The organism is Tenacibaculum sp. ZH5_bin.1 (assembly GCF_042865525.1).
GTDB classification, from domain to species: domain Bacteria; phylum Bacteroidota; class Bacteroidia; order Flavobacteriales; family Flavobacteriaceae; genus Polaribacter; species Polaribacter mesophilus.
Window position 1 is genome coordinate 546,989 of the sequence record NZ_JBEGIO010000001.1, and the last position, 20,551, is coordinate 567,539.

At 31.2% G+C, this 20,551-nt stretch carries 16 protein-coding genes; 7 read left to right on the top strand and 9 right to left on the bottom strand.

All coding sequences use genetic code 11. The annotated features are described in order from the left end of the window. Positions 1 to 57: 57 nt before the first annotated feature. The gene (moaA, locus tag ABHQ57_RS02500; RefSeq protein ID WP_082118587.1) at positions 58 to 1,047 is read right to left on the bottom strand and encodes a GTP 3',8-cyclase MoaA; all 990 of its coding nucleotides are present in this window, start codon (positions 1,045 to 1,047) and stop codon (positions 58 to 60) included. A 66-nt stretch (positions 1,048 to 1,113) separates the two neighbouring features. Here moaA and uvrC point away from each other — a divergent pair, with 66 nt between their 5' ends. Continuing rightward, positions 1,114 to 2,910: an excinuclease ABC subunit UvrC gene (gene uvrC, locus ABHQ57_RS02505; RefSeq protein ID WP_167712677.1), complete on the top strand. Its 1,797-nt coding sequence runs from the start codon at positions 1,114 to 1,116 to the stop codon at positions 2,908 to 2,910. Then, on the top strand, positions 2,907 to 5,096 hold the full coding sequence (locus tag ABHQ57_RS02510) for a patatin-like phospholipase family protein (protein WP_073182312.1): 2,190 nt from the start codon (positions 2,907 to 2,909) through the stop codon (positions 5,094 to 5,096). The genes uvrC and ABHQ57_RS02510 overlap by 4 nt, the downstream gene beginning before the upstream one ends. A gap of 58 nt (positions 5,097 to 5,154) precedes the next feature. On the opposite strand, the gene ABHQ57_RS02515 is transcribed toward ABHQ57_RS02510, so the two are convergent. From ABHQ57_RS02515 to ABHQ57_RS02540, 6 genes are all read right to left on the bottom strand, one after another. After that, positions 5,155 to 6,699, bottom strand: coding sequence for a ribonuclease E/G (locus ABHQ57_RS02515; RefSeq protein ID WP_047787991.1), 1,545 nt, complete (start codon positions 6,697 to 6,699; stop codon positions 5,155 to 5,157). Between the two features lie 293 nt (positions 6,700 to 6,992). Next, the gene (locus tag ABHQ57_RS02520; RefSeq protein WP_047787990.1) at positions 6,993 to 7,283 is read right to left on the bottom strand and encodes an HU family DNA-binding protein; all 291 of its coding nucleotides are present in this window, start codon (positions 7,281 to 7,283) and stop codon (positions 6,993 to 6,995) included. Between the two features lie 136 nt (positions 7,284 to 7,419). After that, positions 7,420 to 8,658, bottom strand: a complete 1,239-nt coding sequence (locus ABHQ57_RS02525) for a DUF4302 domain-containing protein (RefSeq protein WP_167712678.1) — start codon at positions 8,656 to 8,658, stop codon at positions 7,420 to 7,422. Positions 8,659 to 8,663: 5 nt separating this feature from the next. Next, positions 8,664 to 9,638, bottom strand: coding sequence for a substrate import-associated zinc metallohydrolase lipoprotein (locus ABHQ57_RS02530; RefSeq protein WP_167712679.1), 975 nt, complete (start codon positions 9,636 to 9,638; stop codon positions 8,664 to 8,666). Positions 9,639 to 9,648: 10 nt separating this feature from the next. After that, on the bottom strand, positions 9,649 to 11,136 hold the full coding sequence (locus tag ABHQ57_RS02535) for a RagB/SusD family nutrient uptake outer membrane protein (protein ID WP_167712681.1): 1,488 nt from the start codon (positions 11,134 to 11,136) through the stop codon (positions 9,649 to 9,651). Positions 11,137 to 11,148: 12 nt separating this feature from the next. Continuing rightward, the gene (locus ABHQ57_RS02540; protein WP_167712684.1) at positions 11,149 to 14,484 is read right to left on the bottom strand and encodes a SusC/RagA family TonB-linked outer membrane protein; all 3,336 of its coding nucleotides are present in this window, start codon (positions 14,482 to 14,484) and stop codon (positions 11,149 to 11,151) included. A gap of 210 nt (positions 14,485 to 14,694) precedes the next feature. Here ABHQ57_RS02540 and mutY point away from each other — a divergent pair, with 210 nt between their 5' ends. Genes mutY through gldD form a run of 4 tightly spaced genes read left to right on the top strand, consistent with a single transcriptional unit; the run spans position 14,695 to position 18,078 of the window. Beyond that, the gene (gene mutY / locus ABHQ57_RS02545; protein ID WP_167712686.1) at positions 14,695 to 15,735 is read left to right on the top strand and encodes an A/G-specific adenine glycosylase; all 1,041 of its coding nucleotides are present in this window, start codon (positions 14,695 to 14,697) and stop codon (positions 15,733 to 15,735) included. 37 nt (positions 15,736 to 15,772) lie between these two features. Continuing rightward, the gene (locus ABHQ57_RS02550; RefSeq protein ID WP_073182306.1) at positions 15,773 to 16,210 is read left to right on the top strand and encodes a single-stranded DNA-binding protein; all 438 of its coding nucleotides are present in this window, start codon (positions 15,773 to 15,775) and stop codon (positions 16,208 to 16,210) included. 19 nt (positions 16,211 to 16,229) lie between these two features. Further along, positions 16,230 to 17,531, top strand: a complete 1,302-nt coding sequence (gene gldE, locus ABHQ57_RS02555) for a gliding motility-associated protein GldE (RefSeq protein WP_047787983.1) — start codon at positions 16,230 to 16,232, stop codon at positions 17,529 to 17,531. Beyond that, positions 17,524 to 18,078: a gliding motility lipoprotein GldD gene (gene gldD / locus ABHQ57_RS02560; protein WP_167712688.1), complete on the top strand. Its 555-nt coding sequence runs from the start codon at positions 17,524 to 17,526 to the stop codon at positions 18,076 to 18,078. The genes gldE and gldD overlap by 8 nt, the downstream gene beginning before the upstream one ends. A gap of 1 nt (position 18,079) precedes the next feature. Here the strand turns inward: gldD and ABHQ57_RS02565 are convergent, their stop codons facing one another. Beyond that, positions 18,080 to 19,105 (bottom strand): heme A synthase, encoded by a 1,026-nt coding sequence (locus ABHQ57_RS02565; RefSeq protein WP_167712690.1) that lies wholly within the window; start codon positions 19,103 to 19,105, stop codon positions 18,080 to 18,082. 115 nt (positions 19,106 to 19,220) lie between these two features. After that, positions 19,221 to 19,589: a cation transporter gene (locus ABHQ57_RS02570; RefSeq protein WP_231128367.1), complete on the bottom strand. Its 369-nt coding sequence runs from the start codon at positions 19,587 to 19,589 to the stop codon at positions 19,221 to 19,223. An 89-nt stretch (positions 19,590 to 19,678) separates the two neighbouring features. Here ABHQ57_RS02570 and ABHQ57_RS02575 point away from each other — a divergent pair, with 89 nt between their 5' ends. Beyond that, positions 19,679 to 20,551 carry a DMT family transporter gene (locus ABHQ57_RS02575; RefSeq protein WP_047787979.1) on the top strand — a complete coding sequence of 291 codons (873 nt, stop codon included), beginning with the start codon at positions 19,679 to 19,681 and terminating at the stop codon, positions 20,549 to 20,551.

Consider the following 20,551-nt stretch of genomic DNA (forward strand, 5'->3'; position numbering starts at 1 on the left):
TAACTGTTAAAAAGTTTAATTGTTACATTTTCAAATTATCTAATTGATACATTGAAATTACCCCCCAATGGTACTCATACTTTCGGTTACGTTTCCTTTTCTATTTGCTTCAGCCACAAAACCATTTTCAGGCTTTTCTTTTATCAATGATAAAAACAAGGCTTTTAAATCTTCATTGCTTGCACCATTTCTAATAAAGTCACGTAGGTTGAAAACGCCATCATCAAACAGGCAATTTTTAAAAGTTCCTGTTGAGGTAATCCTAATTCGGTTGCAATCATTACAAATAGTACGAGTGAATGCAGGGATTATCCCTATAGTTCCCTTATGATTCTCTATTGAAAAATTTCTAGAAGTAGATGATTTTTTTGAGGGGAGCTTAGTTACAGTGAACTGAGACTGGATTTCATCTAAGATTTTGTGGTAGTTCCAAACTTCTTCTGCATTTCGTTGTCCTTTTCCATTAAAAGGCATTTCTTCAATAAAACGAACTGCAATATCCTTGTCTTTAGTAAGCTGCACAAAATTGTTAATTTCATCAGTGTTAAATCCAGACTGAACAACTACATTCAGTTTTAAATTCAACGAACTTTTTTCTAATAACTCAAAGGTTTTATATACTTCTGGGAAAACATCTCTACGGGTAATTTTAGCAAACTTTTCAGGGTGTAAACTATCAATGCTTAAATTGATATTCTTTACCTTTTTAAGGTTTTCTATCGTTTTGATGTGTTTGGAAATAAGCGCTCCGTTGGTCGTGATATTAATATCCTCTAACAAATCATTATACGATAACATTTCTAAAAAAGAAACAAAATCTTTTCTAACAAAAGGTTCTCCACCTGTTAAACGAACTTTGTTAACACCCAACTCAGTAAGTACTCGAATTATTCGGTACATTTCTTTGTAGGTAAGTAGCTCTTTTCTTGGAACAATATCAATTCCTTGAGCAGGCATACAATATTGACAACGTAAGTTACAGCGGTCGGTTACTGCTAAACGAACGTAGCTAATTTGTCTTCCAAAATTATCTATGAGTTTGCTCATATTGTAAAGGTAGTAAAACTAAAAATCATACCCTTTTAAAAGGGTAAAAAATCGTATTTTCGTAGTATGCCAACATCACTCGAACTTCAAGTACAAACACTACCGAACTCGCCAGGAGTTTATCAATATTTTGATAAAGATGATACAATTATTTATGTTGGAAAAGCGAAGAATTTAAAGAAACGAGTTTCATCGTACTTTACTAAAAATCATGAGAATGGTAAAACACGAGTTCTAGTAAAAAAAATTGTTAGAATAGAGCATGTGGTGGTTGATACTGAAACAGATGCGCTACTTCTTGAAAATAATCTTATAAAGAAGTATAAACCTAGATACAATGTTTTGTTAAAAGATGATAAAACATATCCGTGGATTTGTATAAAGAAAGAGCGATTTCCTCGTATATTTTCTACAAGAAGAGTTGTTAAAGATGGATCGGAGTATTTTGGACCTTATACTAATGTACGAACTGTATATGCATTGTTAGACTTGATTAAAGAACTATATCCGCTACGCACTTGTAATTATGATTTAAGTCAAGAAAAGATTGATGCTGATAAGTATAAAGTTTGTTTAGAATATCATTTAGGTAATTGTAAAGGCCCTTGTGAAGCATACCAAAGTGAAGAGGATTATTTAGAGGACATCAGAGCAATTCGAAATATCATAAAAGGAAATTTTAAAGAAAGTTTACAGCAGTTTGAAAAAATAATGTTTGATTTAGCTGCAGATATGCGATTTGAAGAAGCACAAAAAATCAAAGAAAAGTTAGCTTCTTTACAAAACTATCAAGCTAAATCAACTATAGTAAATCCATCAATTAATAATGTAGATGTGTTTTCTATTATTTCTGACGAGTCGCATGGATATGCAAACTTTTTCAAGATAATGAACGGTTCAATTGTACAATCCTATACCACAGAAATTAAGAAAAAACTAGAAGAGACAGATAAAGAACTTTTAGAGTTGTTTATTATTGAAACTCGTCAACGATTTAACTCGTTATCAAGAGAAATTTTTGTTCCTTTTAAAGTAAATGTTGGTAAAGATATTAAAGTAACCATACCTAAATTAGGAGACAAAAAGCGTATTGTTGAATTGTCTGAACGTAATGCAAAGTTTTATCGTCAAGAACAGTTTAAGCAAATAAAGATTGTAGACCCTGATCGTCATGTAAAAAGAATCATGGCACAAATGCAAAAAGATTTAAGACTAAGAAAAGAACCACGTCATATTGAATGTTTTGATAACTCAAACATACAAGGAACAAACCCTGTTGCTGCGTGTGTGGTTTTTAAAGATGGAAAACCGAGTAAAAAAGACTATCGTCATTTTAATATTAAAACAGTTGAAGGCCCTGATGATTTTGCTTCTATGGAAGAAGTCGTATATCGAAGATATAAACGATTATTAGATGAAAATCAACCACTACCACAGTTAATAGTGATTGATGGAGGTAAAGGACAGTTATCTTCAGCCTTAAAGAGTTTAGATGCTTTAGGTTTAAGGGGTAAAATAGCTATAATTGGTATTGCAAAAAGATTAGAAGAAATTTTTTACCCTGGAGACCCTATTCCGCTATATCTAGATAAAAAATCAGAAACACTTAAAATAATTCAGTACCTACGTAACGAAGCTCACCGTTTTGGAATTACTTTCCATAGAAACAAAAGAAGTAAAAGTGCTATACAATCAGAATTAGAGCAAATTCCAGATGTAGGAAAGCAAACTATTACAAACTTACTACGTAAGTTTAAATCAGCTAAAAGAGTAAAATCAGCTACTTTTGAAGAATTAAAAGAAGTGGTTGGGAATGCTAGGGCTCAAAAAATATACAAACACTATCATAAAAAAGGGAAATGAAAAAGTTATTAATTTTATTACTGCTGCCAACATTTATGTTGGCGCAAAACCAACCTAAAGTAGGACTGGTATTAAGTGGTGGAGGTGCAAAAGGGATTGCGCACATAGGGATTTTAAAAGAGCTTGAAAAAGCAGGTGTACAAATAGATTATATAGGTGGTACAAGTATGGGGTCTATAGTAGGAGGCTTATATGCTTCTGGTTATACAGCCAAACAAATAGAAGAGGCTGTCTTAGAAACTAATTTTATAGATTTATTACAAGATAAAGTTTCTAGAAGACAAAAGCCTTTTTTTAATAAAGAACATGGAGAAAAATATGCTGTTTCGTTACCTATAAAAAAAGGAAGTTTAGGCTTGCCTTTGGGTTTGTCAAAAGGGCAAAACGTGTTGAATTTTTTAACAGAGTTATTAGCGCCAGTTGATGATATTACAGATTTTTCTAAACTACCAATACCTTTTTATTGTATAGGAACAAATATAGAAACAGGTGAAGAAGAAGTGTTAGAGAATGGCTCATTACCGTTGGCTTTAAGAGCAAGTGCTGCTTTTCCTTCGTTGTTAAATCCAGTAGATATAGACAATAAATTATTGGTTGATGGCGGTGTAGTTAATAACTTTCCTGTTGATGTAATGAAAAAGAAAGGTGTTGATATAATTATTGGAGTTAGTGTACAAGGAGAATTATTGAAAAGAGAAGAATTAACTTCTGTGGCCTCTCTGTTAATGCAAATAATTAATTTTCAAATGTATCAGAAATCAGACCAACAGGTTAAATTGTTAGATGTTTACATAAAACCAAATGTAATTGACTACAGTGTTATTTCGTTTGATGCTAAGAAAGAAATTTTAGAAGAAGGAGAAAAAACAGCTAAAATGTATAGAGTGGTTTTTGATAGTATTGCTAAGATGCAAACCAAAAAGAATAGAAGACTAAAAATATCACCAAAAAGAAAAAGGTTTTTAGTTGATAGAATTATTATAAAGGGTAATAAAAACTATACTAATAATTATATTTTAGGAAAGCTACAGCTACGTGAAGGAGATAGTGTGTCTTACAAAGAAATTTCTAAAAAAATAAACACATTAACAGCTTCAAAAAACTTTAAAAGAATAGATTATCATTTTGAAAAATCTTTTCAAGGAAAAAAATTAGAGATAACTGTAAAGGAAGAAAAAATACAATCTTTTTTAAGACTAGGTTTACATTATGATTTACTATACAAATCAGCAGTACTACTTAATTATAATCATAAAAAGCTGCTTTTCCAGAATGATGAACTTTCATTAGATGTAGGAGTTGGTGATAAAATAAGGTATAATTTAGAGTATTTCATTGATAATGGGTTATCTCCAAGTTATGGAATAAGAACAAGGTATAATACTTTTAATAGTGATTTTTTATATAATAAAGGGATTATAAATGGAAAGTATAGAGATTTTTCAACCTCTTTATATTTGCAAACAACATTTGATAAAAAGTTTGCAATAGGTGTAGGAACAGAACATAAAAACATTAATGCAAGAACAAAAAACATTTCTACTGAAGGAAAAGAAGATTTTTTTGATAAAAGCAATTATATAAACACTTTCGCTTTTTTAAAATTAGACACCTATAACAAAGAGATGTTTCCAACAAAAGGGTTTTATGCAGATATAGGTTTTAAGTGGTTTATATGGTCTGATAGAGATAATAGACTGGATGAATTAATACAAGGTAGTGAACCTTTCCATCAGTTTTCACAATTGGGTGGTACGTTGGGGTTTGCAACTACTTTTTATGATAAATTGACATTTCAATATACTTCACAAGCAGGATATACACTCGGAAAAAAATCGTTTGAAATATTTGACTATCGTTTGGGCGGATATAATCAAAATTATATTAATAATTTTATTCCAATGTATGGATACGATACAGGTGGGCTAAACAATCAGTCTTATTTAAGATCTGAATTTAACTTACGCTATGAGGTTTATAAAAAACATTATGCAATGTTTATAGCAAATTATGCTCGTGTTGAAGAAGATATATTTGAGGATGGAGATTTGTTTAAAAACACCAAATCAGGATATGCTATAGGGTACAGTGTAGAAACATTTTTAGGTCCTATAGAATTAAAATACACATGGTCTCCTGATCATTCAGATCATTATTGGTTGTTTAATTTAGGTTTTTGGTTCTAAAAATAAAAAAATCCCATATCAAAACGATATGGGATTTTTATTTCATAATAAGATTGCCTTACTTACTTTTTTTGTTTTTTTTCAAATAAAACTTATACTGTAAGTATTGGTAAGCATCTCGAGGTAATATTTTAATCCACTTTTTGTGTTGAATAAACCACTTAAAACGAATTGAATTAACGCCTTTTGTTAAATAGGCAGCTATAAACGGATGAACATTTAATGTGATTTCTTTATATTTTTTGCCGCTATTAAGTATACGTTCTAATTCTGATTCTATTTTATCTAATAAAACAATAGGAGCTTCAACTTCTCCGTTTTTATTAGGGTTTGGTTCACGTGTTTTTATTTCTAATTCAGGTCGTACACGTTGTCTTGTAATTTGTACTAAGCCAAACTTACTTGGAGGTAAAATTTTATGTTTAGTACGGTCTAAAGACATTGCATCTTTTAAATGTTGATATAGTTTTTGTCTATTTTCTGCAGACTTCATATCAATAAAGTCAACAACAATAATTCCACCCATGTCTCGTAATTGTAATTGACGAGCTATTTCACTGGCAGCAATTAAATTGACTTCTAAAGCAGTTTCTTCTTGGTTTAAGGATTTGTTAGAGCGATTACCGCTATTTACATCTATAACATGTAAAGCTTCTGTATGCTCAATAACTAAATAAGCTCCTTTACTCATTGAAACTGTTTTTCCAAACGATGTTTTAATTTGTCGTTCAATACCATATTTTTCAAAAATAGGAACATCAGAACGATGATGTCTTACAATATTTTCCTTTTCAGGATATATTTCTTGTAAGTACTCTTTAATTTCAACTTTTAAGGTTTCATCGTTGGTTACAATACTTGTAAAAGAATCGTTCATAACATCTCTTAAAATAGAAGATGCTCTGTTTAATTCGCTTAATATTTTTGTAGGAGTATTATTATTAGCTATGCGTTTGCACATAGTTTTCCATCTATCAAGTGAGTTTTGTAAATCTTTGTCAAGTTCTGCTACCTTTTTACCTTCGGCAACAGTACGTAAAATAAGTCCAAACCCTTTTGGTCTGATACTTTTTGCTAATTTTTTTAAACGTTCCTTTTCTTTCGGATCTGCTATTTTCTGTGATACCGATATGCGGTTAGAAAAAGGAACTAAAACTAAAAACCTACCTGCAATAGAAAGTTCCGAACTAATACGCGGACCTTTGGTAGATATTGGTTCTTTTACAATTTGTACTAATAAATTTTGACCTGATTTTAGTACATCGTTAATACTTCCGTCTTTATTGATATCTTCTTCAAAACGAAAGTTTTTTAAAGTGAATTCTTTGTAATTACCTGTGCTTACTTTTTTAATGAATTTATTTAAAGATTGTACTTGTGGACCTAAATCGTGATAGTGTAAAAAACCATCTTTAGGATAACCAACATTTACAAAAGCGGCATTTAAACCAGTCATTACCTTTCCTATTTTAGCAAGGAAAATATCACCGACTGAAAAATTATGATCGCTCGTTTCTTTGTTTAACTCAATAAGTTTACCATCTCTAAGTAAGGCGAAATCAATATCAGAAGAATTGGAACGAATTATTAATTCTGTTTTCATTCTGAATATGGTTTTGTGCCATCGTAAATTTTTACGAAGACGGATTAAAATTTGTAAACAGGTATGTTGTTTATACCATTTAAGGTGTTAAAACCTTAATGTCAATGAACGTAATTTATAAAAGCAACGAAAAAGTAAGCTACTGCTTACTTTTTCTTATGGCGATTTGCTCTTGCTCTTTTCTTTCTTTTGTGTGTAGAGATTTTAGCTCTCTTTCTTTTTTTACCACTTGGCATAGTTAAAATGTTTTGTAAAACCTTTTTATTGAAGGTTTTGGGTTAATACTTTTTTAATTATTTTACAGCTACTTTTGTTTTTACCCCTTCGGTAAATACTTTAGAAGGCTTAAAAGCAGGTATGTTGTGTGCAGGAATTTTGATAGTTGTATTTTTAGAAATGTTTCTACCAGTTTTTTCTGCTCTAGTTTTAATAATGAAGCTACCAAAACCTCTTAAATATACATTGTCACCATTCTCTAATGCATCTTTTACCTCTTCCATAAATGCTTCAACAGTGGCTAAAACATCTGCTTTTTCAATTCCGCTCTTATCTGAAATCTTAGATACGATATCTGCTTTTGTCATTATAAATATATTTTGTTTGTTTTCTTTTAAAAAATTGAGGGTGCAAATATATGATAATTAATTCATTCCGGAAAAAATAAGAATAAAAAACCCAAAAAACAATTGTTTTTTGGGTAAGTTTAATGAGAACAAGCTTTTATTTAACTATTGTAAACACAAAGTTAGGGTCGCCATCACTTGTTAAAATGGCAGTATCAGGGTTTATTAACTGCACTTTATAAGGAGATTTATTCACTAATAAATCAACTAGAGGATTTAAATGTGGTAGTAAACTCCAGTTTCTACCAGGGGCTAATTTACCTATAGCTAATAAATCTTTATTGCCTAAGACACCAGAAAAAGACATGCCATGTACACCAGAAGTAGAGCCTATTAAAAATGTAATCTCACCTTCACCAAGAAGATATATGTCATTTAAAGGGAAAGAAGGAAATAACGAGTCGTGGATAGGTTTTACTGTGTTAAAAGTATCAATAAATTCTTGATTACTAAATGCAGGTCTAGCAGCTGTAGTCCAAGTAACAGTCATGTCGATAGGACTAGACACTATAGAAATAGAAAAGCTTCCATCAGCCGAAGTGTATTTATTTTCCGTTTCATTTAATGTAAACTCAGAATATTTTGTTCCGTTAACATCAATCGCCGGTGAAATTTCGATGCCACTAGACGTGAAGCCTACTCCGAAGTTCAACGAAGAATTACCTTCAAGGTTTGTAGCAAACCTTATTTCATCGTTTCCGATATAAGAAAAATTGTGAACAGTTCCATTATTTTCATAAGCTAAATGACCAGAAGAACTATTAAGGAAATCTTTCATGTCTTGGTACTTTTGAAAATCTGTCCAATCTTCTGCTGTAGCTTTTTTAAATCTCACCTCAACAAAATCTCTAGAAGTTCTAAAAACAATTTCATCGTTTTCAACACCGTAGTACATAAAGTTAAAATCACCTTTATATCCACTACCACCAAAATTAGGCAATGGAGCTGAGTTACCAGAATCTGATAATTCATGAAGTTCACTTTTTGTTGTGAAAATTAAAGTTGTTGTAGTGTTTAAACCTATGGTATATTCACTTTCAACTGGTGAAATATTATTATTAAAGTTACCTATTGTTCTAACTCTAGATTCATCTAAAAAATCAAATAAGAAAGTATATCCTCCTAGGTTATTATTATCAGTAAAGTATACTGTTTTCCATCCGTGTTCTGAAGAAAGAAGTAAATCTCTTAATTCTTTCTCTCTTTGATTCATACGTTCGGTTGGCGATTGATTAAATAACTCCTCTTCTTTATTTTCATTACAAGATGTAATAAAAAGAGATAGAGTAAATAAAGCCAAAAGCACACGTATTTTAGTTATATGTTTTTTTATCATTTTAATTATTTAGTGAATTCATCAACATTTTTTGCTACTAACTCTTGTAGTTCATACAAGTCTATATTAAAATTATCTTTGTAGTATTTAACTACAATAGCTTCTTTTTGTTTGATTAAGTTTATTACTTTATCTCCTTCTGGAGTAGCAACAGTAATAGCCGCATCAGTTGCTATTTGTATTTGTAGAGGTGTGGCACCAGCACCAAGAGCAGCAACAGCTTCCTGTATAGCTTTATCTACAATACCTTTTTTAATACCATTTATTAAATCATTGTATTCTGTTGGTGAGTTTGATAACATAGCGTTTATCATTTCAGCAAAATCTTCATGTTCGTTTGCTCTTGCATAAGCAGAAATAAACCCTAATTCTCTAGCCTCAGCATCAGATATCTCGAACCATTGCCCTGTGTAATCAGACGGAGTAATGTTTCTATAAGCTATCTCATCAAAGGGAATTCTTTGGTTTAAAATATGTATATATTCATGTTGAATTGTTCCAATGAATTGTATTAATTGATCTTTGTTTTTATAGTCTTGATTATCTACTTCAAAAAACACGATTCGCATTCCACTTTCGGCTAAACCTAAAACAGAAGTTGCTCCACCTGGGTTTATGTTTTGTCCACCCACTAAAAGAATTTCTCTAGGTGCTATATTTTTAATAAAGTTTTCACCTCCTAATTGTGAGTAAGGTTCAACCCAAACTGCTTTAATAGCCTCCATTGCAGGTCTAACATTCTCTATCTTAGGTGGGTGTAAATATCTGTTTAAATCAACTTTCCCTGGTCCCCATTTGTAAGAAACCTCTATGTTATAGGGTGTAGTATAATTATCTCGTAACCACTTGTCGGTTTCATTCAGTACAGGTGTAGAGATATTTATATTACTTGAACCCAAATCTTCCTCCTTTGTTGTGCATGATGAGCAAATTAATCCCAGCACGCCAATACCTAATAATAATTTGTTTATTTTTTTCATACTGTTTGTTTTATCTTGGATTTTGCTGTAAACCTCCGTTTTGAGCTGTTAAAGGTATTTGTAATTGTTTTCTTAAATCCTGTTTTTCAAGCACAACATTTGAACCATTATCTAGTTCGTGTGTAATACTTAGGTTAAAACGTCTTACATCGAACCAACGGAAGCCTTCGTGGTAAAACTGTCTTCTTTTAAATTCAGCTATAGCTTTAATGAAAGAGGTTTGCTTATCATTTAAGCCATAAGCAGGTGTGTACTCATTAGCAATAACAGGATATTCTGACTGAATTAAACTTTCTGTCAACATATCGCTATTTGGATCGTAATCTTGTGTTTTATTTGCTATATATGCATTTAAATACATTAAAGCATCACTGTAATTTTCTAGCATAGCAGATGCTTCTGCTCTATTTAGTATTACTTCATCTTTATCAAACATTGTTTGTGCTAAAAAAGGTAAGCCTATACCAGCACTTTCATTTGTATACTTAAAATATTCGTTATACTTAGGAGTGAAATAAGTGTATTGATTTCCTCTGTATAAATCATACGCCCAATTCTTTTTAAATGGGTTTGATGATCCTGTAAATAATTGAGGTCTTATTTTGTCTACCGATAACCCAAATCGTGAAGATCTATGTCTTCTTGCCCATATTGAGTTTGTAGAAATGATTAATAAATTGGCAGGCTCGTCAACACTATTATATAACATTCTTATTCCTGTTAAATTCATATTTCCATAAGCAACCATATTTCTAGCTTCAGAAACAGGATTGGTAACTACTTTATCTGCATGCTCAATTACTTTATCCCATTGACCTTTGTATAAATAAAATCTAGCAGCAAAGGCATTAGCAGCATCTTTAGTGAAATGAAACTTAGGAGAGTTATAATTATCACCAACCATTGAAAGTCCTTTAATTAAATCTTTCTCAATAAGATCGTATACTTCTTGAACTGTATTTCTTTTGTAGGTTTTAAAAAGAACAGTTTCAGGTTCTAATACGTAAGGAATTCCTAGGTCGGTAGAAGCTGTATTAGCATCATAGTGTTTTGCCCAAAAATTAACTAACATAAAATGAGCATAAGCTCTAGCAATTAAAGCTTCACCTTTTTGAGCATTTAAGTCAAACTTATTTTTTAATTCTTCAATAGAAGCTAATGCTTGGTTTGCTTGTGAAATTGCTTCATAACAAGAATTCCAATAGTTAACAGGAGAGCCTCTTTCTTCTAAATTAGAGTCTTGCCATTGATATAGTTGTAGATCTAATTGTTCAACATTTGAAACATTACCTTTATCATCAGCATTGTCAGACATTATTTCTGCCATTAGTGCATAATCTTGATCTGGATATGCTGCTGTAATTAATTGAGAAACTTTATCAGGAGAATCAATTAATGTTCTGTTATCTGGTAATTCAGATAAGTATTCACTACATCCTACAAAAGTAAAGGCTAATGTAGCATATAGTATAACTTTGTTTATTTTATTTTTAATCATACTATTATTTTGTTAAAATCCTAAATTTAATGAAAAAGTATATTGCCTAGTAATTGGTAATGCAACTCCACCTGTTTGATAGAATTCTGGATCTTGACCGTTAAGTTTAGAGTCAGAGTATAATAAAAACAAGTTTGTTCCTTGAAATTTAACTTTTAAATGTGAAAGGCCTAGTTTTTCAACTAGTTCATTATTAAACTTATATCCTAATGAAATGTTTTTCATACGTAAAAAATCCCCATCTGCTACTCGCTCAGTAGAATAGTTGTAAGCATTATAAACCGTTCTTAAGTTTGAGTTTCTTTGAAAAGCAGAAGGGTCTGGTAATACAGGGATGTTGGTTATATTCTCATCTCCAGGGTTAAGCCATCTGTTTACATGGCTCTTAGAAAAAATGCTTGTATCAGAATAAGTAGAGCTAAATACAGGGTTTAACCTTACTTTATTTCCTCCGCTACCAGTTATCAATACTCCTAAATCCCAGTTTTTGTAAGTGAAATTGTTAGAAAAACCAACTGATATATTAGGGTTTACGGAACCTTCGTGTTTTAAGTAGTCAGTTAAGTTTTCGTTGTTTTGAAAGTCTAAAACAGAAGCTACTTCACCATCTTTATTTATAAACTGTGGTAATCCTTCGTTATTTAAACCTGCAAATTGAAAAGAAAACATTGAGTTGATAGGGTACCCTACAACATTACCTCCAGTTTGATCTACTAAATCAAAGGCAATAGGTGTATTGTCTAATTTTGTAATTTCTTGATCAAAATATGAGAAATTAATGTTAGAAGACCATGTAAAGTTATCTGTTACTATGTTTTTAGTGTCTAAAGTAAATTCTATACCATAAGTTTCAACATCTGCGTTATTTCCTTGTTTTATAAATTGCCCACCGATACCAGAAGTTCTTACAAAATCAATATTATCAAATATATCTCTTTTGTAAACATCTGTTATTAAATTAACTCTATTGTTGAATAAGCCTAAGTCGACACCAAAGTTTAATTCATATTGCTTTTCCCATGTTAACTCAGAATTTTGTAATGCAGTTATATTTAAGAAGTTTTCTCTATCTGCTGGTAAAAGTCTGTCTGCTATTTGACTTGTAAATATAGCTAATGCATTTGTTGCGTTACCAGGAGTCGCCACTAAACCATATGAAGTTCTAAACTGTAAGTTACTAAAAGTGTTAGAGTTTTCTAAGAAAGACTCTTTACTAGCGTTCCATTTAGCACTAACAGTTCCTGTTGGTAACCACCTTGAGCTACTACTGCGCCCTTGTCTGTTAGACCCGTCATATCTTCCTGTTAAAGAGAAAACATATTTATCGTCATAAGAATAAGTTGCCTTACCAAAGAAAGCTACTGTTCTTTCTCTTTCTTTAGTTAATCCAAAATAAGCTTCGCCTCCATTTATCAGTTTTTCAAGAATTCTAGGGTCTGTGAATGCTGTTAAACCATTGTCGTATTGTAATCCATATCCTGTAAACCTGTCTGAATTTCTATTTACAAATCTTATCTCTTGACCTAACAATGCATTAAAATTATGTTTTTCATTAAACGTATTGTCGTACTTAAAACTATTTCTAGCATAAAAAGTCGTTAAGTAGTCGTCGTTTTTAAAATAGATACCACCGTTTGGTAAAACCGCAACAGGTAAAGCATCAGGATCTGTAGGGTCTTGATATAAGAATATATTATCATCTCTTAAAACAGTTGAAGAATCAGCATTATAAGCTCTTACAACATTTGAATTTTCTCTAACGTTATGTTCTCTTACGGTATTAACAAAACGACCAGCACCATTAAAATCGTAAGTGATGTTGTCTGTTATTTTATAAGATGCATCTAATTGGAATCGAATATCTCTTTGGTTGATGTCAATAGAGTTGTTAGCTAACTCTTCTAATATATTAAAGTCAGCCCAGTTGTTTCTATAATACTCATAACCTCCAGTATCGTTATATGGTCTTAATGTTCTGGAGGTATTAAGAGCGTAACTAAAAGGGTTGATATCAAATTCACGAGATATGTCTCCTGTTACTGGATCTGATTCTCTGCTGAATGTACCTGGTGCTTTTTGTTTTCTTATGGATGCGTTAACAGCAAGAGTAGCATTAAACTTATCAGAAAAATAGAACGTATTTTTTAAGTTAGTTGTAAAACGAGTTACCTTGTCAGCAATCGTCCATCCCGGATCATGCAAAAGACTCACAGAAGCATAGTAAGAATTACTTTCACTACCACCAGAAAGACTTAAAGAGTGGTTTTGCATTAAAGAGCTATTTCTAAATAATGTTTTAAACCAGTCAGTATTAGCAAGCTCATACTTACGTAAAAAAGCTTCTCTAGCTTCAGGAGTATTTCCTAGTTCAAACATTCCAGTAGATTCATTGTAATTATCTAAAGCAGTAGCTCTAATATAATAAACACCACCATATCTGCCTCTAGAAACGCTAGGTAATTGGAAAAATCCTCTACTTTCATTTTCTCTAAAAATAGCCATACTTTCTTTAGAGTTTAATAAATCAAAATTACTATACGAAGGTATGTCGCGTATTGTTTGTTCTAGGTTATAATTAAGTTTTAAAGGAGAATCTTTTCTACCAGACTTAGTAGTTATTACTACTACACCATTTCTTGCTCTAGCACCATAAATAGATGTAGCTGAAGCATCTTTTAAAATATCTATTTTTTTAATATCATTGGCATTTATACCTGCTATAGATGAGCTGATTAAGGTTGAAGGGTCACCAGATGTTAATTGATCTAGGTTTTGTTCAATAACATCTTCTTGTACCACACCATCAATTACATACAAAGGTGTGTTGTTTCCAAAAATAGAAGAAGACCCTCTAATGGTAATGTTTGGAGCAGTACCGAATGTTCCTGAAAGGTTTTGAATGTTAACCCCTGCAACTCTACCTTCTAACATGCGAGTTACATCTACAACTCCATCTAATTTAAGATCATCTATCCCTACAGAGACGGCGGAACCCGTAAAGGTTTTTTTGTTTATTTTGTCGTAACCAGTAGCGATAACTTCTACTTCATTAAGAATGTTGGCGTCATCTTCTAATACTAAATTAATTACGGATTGGTTTAGTACTTTTACTTCAGTAGTCTTTTTTCCAATAAAACTGAAAACAAGTACATCTCCTTGATTTACTCTAATGGTATAATTTCCATCAAAATCTGTTTCTGTTCCTTTGGCTGTGTTTTTAATTAAAACAGTAACACCAGGAAGAGGTCCAGTTGTGTCGGAAATTGTACCAGAAATACTTTTTTCTTGAGCGTATGTTATTCGCCCAAGTAACACTATAAATAGTGTTAGCATGAATTTAGATTTCATTAATTAAATTATTTAAATTAGTACCCGGAAAAAAATAAATTTTCCCCTTCATTATCAGGATTAATAACAGTTTAAAGTATTTTTACCCTACTTTTTTTTAATAAAAAACTAATTAAGTTGTGTTTTTTGTTGTTTTTTGTTGTTTTAAGTAGTGATAATGTAATTGTGTTTTATTTGTTGTGTTTTTTTTAATTTAAATAGTGTTTTTTTTTGGTTTTTAAATTGATTTGTTGGTATGGTGAGAATAAAAGGAGTCTTCCTTGGAGAGAGACAAAGAATCCTTATTTTATTTGGTTGAGTGAAATAATGCTACAACAAACCAGAGTAGAGCAAGGTTTGCCTTATTACTTAAAGTTTACAAAGGCATTTCCAACAGTGTTTGATTTAGCAAAAGCAGATGAAAGTGAAGTGTTAAAATTATGGCAAGGTTTAGGTTACTATTCTAGGGCGAGAAATTTACATTTTACAGCTAAATTCGTGGCAAATGAATTAAAAGGTATGTTTCCTAGTTCGTACAAAGAGTTGATTAAGTTAAAAGGCGTGGGAGATTATACGGCTTCAGCTATTGCTTCCATTTGTTTTAAAGAACCAGTTGCTGTTGTTGATGGTAATGTGTACAGAGTTCTTTCTCGTTATTTCGGCATAAGTACCCCTATAAATTCTACTAAGGGAATTAAAGAGTTTAAGGAGTTGGCGCAAACACTTATTGATACCTCACAACCGGATGTGTATAATCAAGCTATAATGGATTTTGGAGCGATGCATTGTAAACCTCAAAATCCTCTGTGTAATAAATGTCCATTAGCTAATGGCTGTGTGGCTTTAGCAAAAAATCAAATAAAAGAGCTTCCAGTAAAAGAGAAAAAAACAAAAATAAAAAAAAGATATTTTAATTATTTGGTTCCAATAACAGAAGAAAATAAAACTGTTTTAGAAGAGCGAAAGGGTAAAGGTATTTGGCAAGGATTGTATCAATTTCCTTTAGTGGAGACACAAAAGAAAACAAGCGAAGAAGAATTAGTGAAAAATAAACAGTTTACAATGCTTTTCCCAGAAGAAACTACAATTTCTCTTTTTAATACTGAAGATATTATTCATAAACTATCGCATCAACACTTAATTACTAAGTTTTGGATAGTAAAAACTAGGAAAGTTAATGAACAAACGATGGATTGGGCTGTAGTAAAAAAATATCCAGTACCAGTGTTAATTGATAAGTTTTTAGAGAAATATTTAAGCAAAGAATCTTAAAATTTGTATATTTGATTTTACGCAAAATTATAATGCTATGGCAGGAACAATAAATAAAGTCATTTTAATAGGGCATTTAGGCGATGAGGTAAAAATGCATTATTTTGAAGGAGGAAACTCAATAGGGCGATTTCCTTTAGCAACCAATGAAACCTACACCAACCGACAAACAGGAGAAAGAATAACAAATGTTGAATGGCATAATGTAGTTGTACGTAATAAACTAGCAGAAATTTGTGAAAAATACTTAACTAAAGGAGATCGAGTGTATTGTGAAGGGCGTATAAAAACACGACAGTATGAAGTTGATGGACAAAAAAGGTATACAACCGAAATTCATGTACAAGACATGACGTTTTTATCAACGAAAAAAGATCCAAACAATGCACAACCAAATGTGGTGCCTACTCAAGTAGCTCCTAATCATACACCACCAAATGTAGGTAATGAAGAAGATGATGATTTACCGTTTTAGTTTAATTAAATTTTAAAAATTGGACCCAGAACCCGAACCTTTACTTTTAGTATTATCAAGTTTTGATTGGTTGACTGCTATCAACTGTTTGTTGTTACTTTTATTACTGATTTGTTCTGCATTAGTTTCAGGAACTGAAGTTGCTTTCTTTTCAATTTCACAAACAGAATTAGATGAGTTGTCAACAAACACCAAAGAAGAAAATACCGTAGTAAAACTGCTTCAAGATCCTAAAAAGTTATTAGGGACCATTTTAATAACAAATAACTTTATTAATATTCTTATTGTATTACTCTTTGCAAGTATTGGTAGAGTGTTTTTTATTGGTTTATCAGATGTTTTGAGGTTTTTGGTAGAAGTGATTCTTGTTACTTTCTTAATTTTATTATTTGGTGAAGTGTTACCTAAAGTATATGCTAGTAGAAAATCATTACAGTTTGCAGAGTTTATGTCAAAACCTATTTTAGCATTAAACACTTTACTTACACCTTTAAGTTTACCGCTTATTAGATTAACAAGTGTTGTTGAAAACAAGCTTGGCAATAAGAATAATAACCTTTCTGTAGAGCGTTTGTCACAAGCATTGGAGTTAACATCTGATGACGCAACGACTAAAGAAGAACAAAAGATTTTAGAAGGGATTGTAAGTTTTGGGAATACTGAAACGGTACAAATTATGAAGCCTCGAACAGATGTGTGTGCAATAGCAGATGATACTAGTTACGAAGAGGTGTTACAAACTATTTTAAAAAACGGATATTCAAGAAATCCAGTATATCATGAAAGTATTGATAATATTACTGGAGTTTTATATGCTAAAGATTTATTAGAGCACTTGAGTAAGAAAACGTTTAAGTGGCAAAAGTTGTTGAGAGAACCATTTTTTGTGCCAGAAAATAAAAAACTAGATGATTTGCTAGTAGAGTTTCAAGAAAAGAAAAAACATTTGGCAATTGTAGTCGATGAGTACGGTGGTACAAGCGGAATTGTAACATTAGAAGATGTAATAGAAGAAATAGTAGGTGATATCAATGATGAATTTGACGATGAAGACCTCACTTACTCGAAACTTGATGAAAATAATTATATTTTTGAAGGAAAAATAACTATTAAAGATTTTTGCCGTGTCTTAGAAGATGAAGATGAGGAAAAATTTGAAGAGGCTAAAGGAGAAAGTGAAACTATAGCAGGTTTTATTTTAGAAGTCTCAGGTAAATTTCCAAAAAAAGGTGAAAAAATAAACTTTAGTAATTATACGTTTACTATTGAAGCGTTGGCTAAAAAACGTATAAAACAAGTAAAAGTTACCCGAAATGCGTAAACTCTCTTTGCTGATATCAGCAATATTTTTAATAAGTTGTGGTGAGGAAACCTTACCTAAGCCAAAAGGTTATCTAAGTTTAGAGTATCCTGATAAGGTTTATAAAAAAGAAAATTTAAACAAACCATATGCGTTTGAAATAGCTCAAATAGCTCAAACCAAAGATTTACCGAAAAACTGGATAAAAGTTGAGTATCCAAGTTTAAAAGCATCGGTAGATATCACATATCGCCCTATTGAAGGAAATTTAAGAGAATTATTAATAGAATCTGAAAAACTAGTATTTGAACATGCTATTAAAGCAGATCAAATTACTGCTCCAGTAGAATATGCAAATCCAAATACAAAAGTTTACGGAAGTTTATACCAAATTTTAGGGAATGCTGCATCACAAGTGCAGTTTCACGCAACAGATAGCTCTAAACACTTTTTAAAAGGGTCTCTATTCTTTTATACCAAGCCAAATTACGATTCAATTTTACCAGCAGTTGAATATATTAAAAAAGATATGATTCATATGATGGAAACGCTTGAATGGAAAGATTAAGCTATTGAATCGTTACTTTCCTACTCTGTAACCACAAATAAAATTGTAATCCGAATAAAATAGCACCTGATAATAAGTGTACAGCTTGCGTGCCTAAAGGGAATTCTGCATAGTACATTAAAATACCTGTAATCGTTTCTAAAAAGATTAAGAAAACTATCCAATTTACTAGTTTATATCCTAAATTTTTTACCTGATTTAAGTAAAATAATCCCAAGTTTACTAATACAATTGCTATGGTAAAGGAACGGTGGATGTAGAACTTTATATTCGGATCCATCAAACTATAATGTTTGTTTTCAAAGCCATGTAACTTTACTTGTTCGTCAATAAATTGGCGTACCTGAGTTCCTAAAGCAATTTGAATTAGCGAAAATATAGCTGAAAGAATTACTAACTTACTAAATAATGAATTGTATTTGTAAGATGTTTTCTTTCGATCGGAAACGATGTAAAGCAACCATAATAACAAAGCAACAATAACTAAACCACCAACCATATGAATGGTGATAATTGTTGGTTTTAAATTAGAGTCTACAACAGTTTTTCCTAGCCAAGCTTCAAACAACATTAAAAAGAAAGCTCCAAATGATAAAAGAGTTATTTGTTTGTTTTCTTTCCAAAACTTAACAGAAACAAAAATTAAAAACAAAAAAGGAATTCCTGCCAAAGCAGAACTTAATCGGTTAATATACTCTGTCCAAGTATGAAATTTGTTGAATTTAGCGTAATCGTGTTTGGTGTACTTTTCCCAGTTGTTAGCGTTAAACTCATCAGTAGTTTTAATATTATGGTCTGCGACAAATAAGGCTTCATCTTTTACGATAATCATCCCTTTTTTATACTCAGAGTTAGGTTGCCAAGTAATTTGTTCTTCAGAAGTTGGTGGGATGTAATACCCGAAACATTTTGGCCAATCAGGACACCCCATTCCTGAACCTGTCATACGAACAACAGAACCGGCTAGAAAAATAACATATACAGCAATCAACGAGATTTTTACAATGAGAGGAAAATGTTTCTTCATCTGACGAAAAGTTTTAGCAAAGATACTTAAAAGGCATAAAAAAAGCTCCTTATTAAGGAGCTTTCGATATTGTTTAAATTGAATCTTATTTACGCTAAATTAAGATGTAGCAAGGTTATTCTTCTTCTTTTTTTGTAATCTCTGAAGCCTTGTACATGTCACCGCTACCAATTCCTTCAACAAAAGCAATTAAATTAGTTTTGTTTGTTTTGTTAGCATCATATTTAATAGTTGCAATACTATCATTAAAAACAACGTTTGCTTCTAAAACGCCTTCTTTCTTACTTAAGTCAGAAGCTATTTTTCTAGCACATCCTATTTCACAAGTCATTCCTGAAATACTTAAAGAAAGTTCTTTAGCATTAGCAGCAATTTCAGTTTTTTGTTCTTGAGTAACCTCCTCTTTTTTAGCTTCATTTTTACATCCAACAGCTAAAAAACTTACGATAACTAAAGCAAATAGTATTTTCTGAATTTTCATCATTTTTATTTATTGAGTTATTCAGCAAATTTATCAATAAAATCAAAATTAAAAATAGAAATAAACGACTTTTGTGCTTAAAATTATTGAAAATGAATAATCAACAACAAAAATGGTTGTTTTTAATTGTGCTTTCGCTAGTTTGGGGAAGTTCTTTTATTTTAATGAAAAAAGCCTTGATAGGATTAACTCCAATTCAGGTAGGTGCTTTACGAATGTTAATTACAGCATTTTTTTTATTGTTAGTTGGGTTTAAGAGTTTAAAAAGAATTCAAAAAAAACACTGGAAGTATGTGATAATTACGGCTGGTTTAGGAACTTTTTTTCCTGTATTTCTATTCGCATTTGCAATACAGGGAATAGATAGCTCAATAGCTGCTATTTTAAATTCGCTTACCCCTTTTAACACTTTTGTTTTTGGAGCATTAGTTTTTGGGTTTTCTTTTAAAAAGAAACAATTAGTTGGAATTTTAATAGGCTTAATAGGTACTTTAATTTTAATTTTAAAAGGAGCAGAGTTAAATCCTAACCAAAATTACTGGTATGCATTATTAGTAGTAGTTGCGTCAATAGGTTATGCTTTTAACGTTAATACAATAAAAAAATACTTATTTGATTTGGATGCTTTAGCAATAACAGTTGGACATTTTGTAGTGCTTACTGTTCCAGCATTTATCGTTTTAGCGTTTTCTGGCTTTTTTTCAACTTTTGCAATAACAGCAGAAACAACTTCTGCATTGGGTTATGTAGCAATATTAGCTGTTGTAGGTACAGGAGTAGCAAAAGTGTTATTTAATAAAATGGTGCATTTATCATCTCCTGTTTTTGCAGCTTCTGTAACATATTTAATTCCAGCAGTTGCTGTAATGTGGGGAATTATTGATGGAGAAAAATTAAGTTTAATTCAGTTGTTAGCGGGAGGAATTATTCTGCTTGGAGTTTGGTTGGTAAATAAAGCAAGATAA

What these genes read in the sequence shown, in the direction of transcription:
- moaA (WP_082118587.1), bottom strand. Translation starts at nt 1,047, where the DNA reads ATGAGCAAACTCATAGATAATTTTGGAAGACAAATTAGCTACGTTCGT.
- uvrC (WP_167712677.1), top strand. Translation starts at nt 1,114, where the DNA reads ATGCCAACATCACTCGAACTTCAAGTACAAACACTACCGAACTCGCCA.
- ABHQ57_RS02510 (WP_073182312.1), top strand. Translation starts at nt 2,907, where the DNA reads ATGAAAAAGTTATTAATTTTATTACTGCTGCCAACATTTATGTTGGCG.
- ABHQ57_RS02515 (WP_047787991.1), bottom strand. Translation starts at nt 6,699, where the DNA reads ATGAAAACAGAATTAATAATTCGTTCCAATTCTTCTGATATTGATTTC.
- ABHQ57_RS02520 (WP_047787990.1), bottom strand. Translation starts at nt 7,283, where the DNA reads ATGACAAAAGCAGATATCGTATCTAAGATTTCAGATAAGAGCGGAATT.
- ABHQ57_RS02525 (WP_167712678.1), bottom strand. Translation starts at nt 8,658, where the DNA reads ATGATAAAAAAACATATAACTAAAATACGTGTGCTTTTGGCTTTATTT.
- ABHQ57_RS02530 (WP_167712679.1), bottom strand. Translation starts at nt 9,638, where the DNA reads ATGAAAAAAATAAACAAATTATTATTAGGTATTGGCGTGCTGGGATTA.
- ABHQ57_RS02535 (WP_167712681.1), bottom strand. Translation starts at nt 11,136, where the DNA reads ATGATTAAAAATAAAATAAACAAAGTTATACTATATGCTACATTAGCC.
- ABHQ57_RS02540 (WP_167712684.1), bottom strand. Translation starts at nt 14,484, where the DNA reads ATGAAATCTAAATTCATGCTAACACTATTTATAGTGTTACTTGGGCGA.
- ABHQ57_RS02550 (WP_073182306.1), top strand. Translation starts at nt 15,773, where the DNA reads ATGGCAGGAACAATAAATAAAGTCATTTTAATAGGGCATTTAGGCGAT.
- gldD (WP_167712688.1), top strand. Translation starts at nt 17,524, where the DNA reads ATGCGTAAACTCTCTTTGCTGATATCAGCAATATTTTTAATAAGTTGT.
- ABHQ57_RS02565 (WP_167712690.1), bottom strand. Translation starts at nt 19,105, where the DNA reads ATGAAGAAACATTTTCCTCTCATTGTAAAAATCTCGTTGATTGCTGTA.
- ABHQ57_RS02570 (WP_231128367.1), bottom strand. Translation starts at nt 19,589, where the DNA reads ATGATGAAAATTCAGAAAATACTATTTGCTTTAGTTATCGTAAGTTTT.
- ABHQ57_RS02575 (WP_047787979.1), top strand. Translation starts at nt 19,679, where the DNA reads ATGAATAATCAACAACAAAAATGGTTGTTTTTAATTGTGCTTTCGCTA.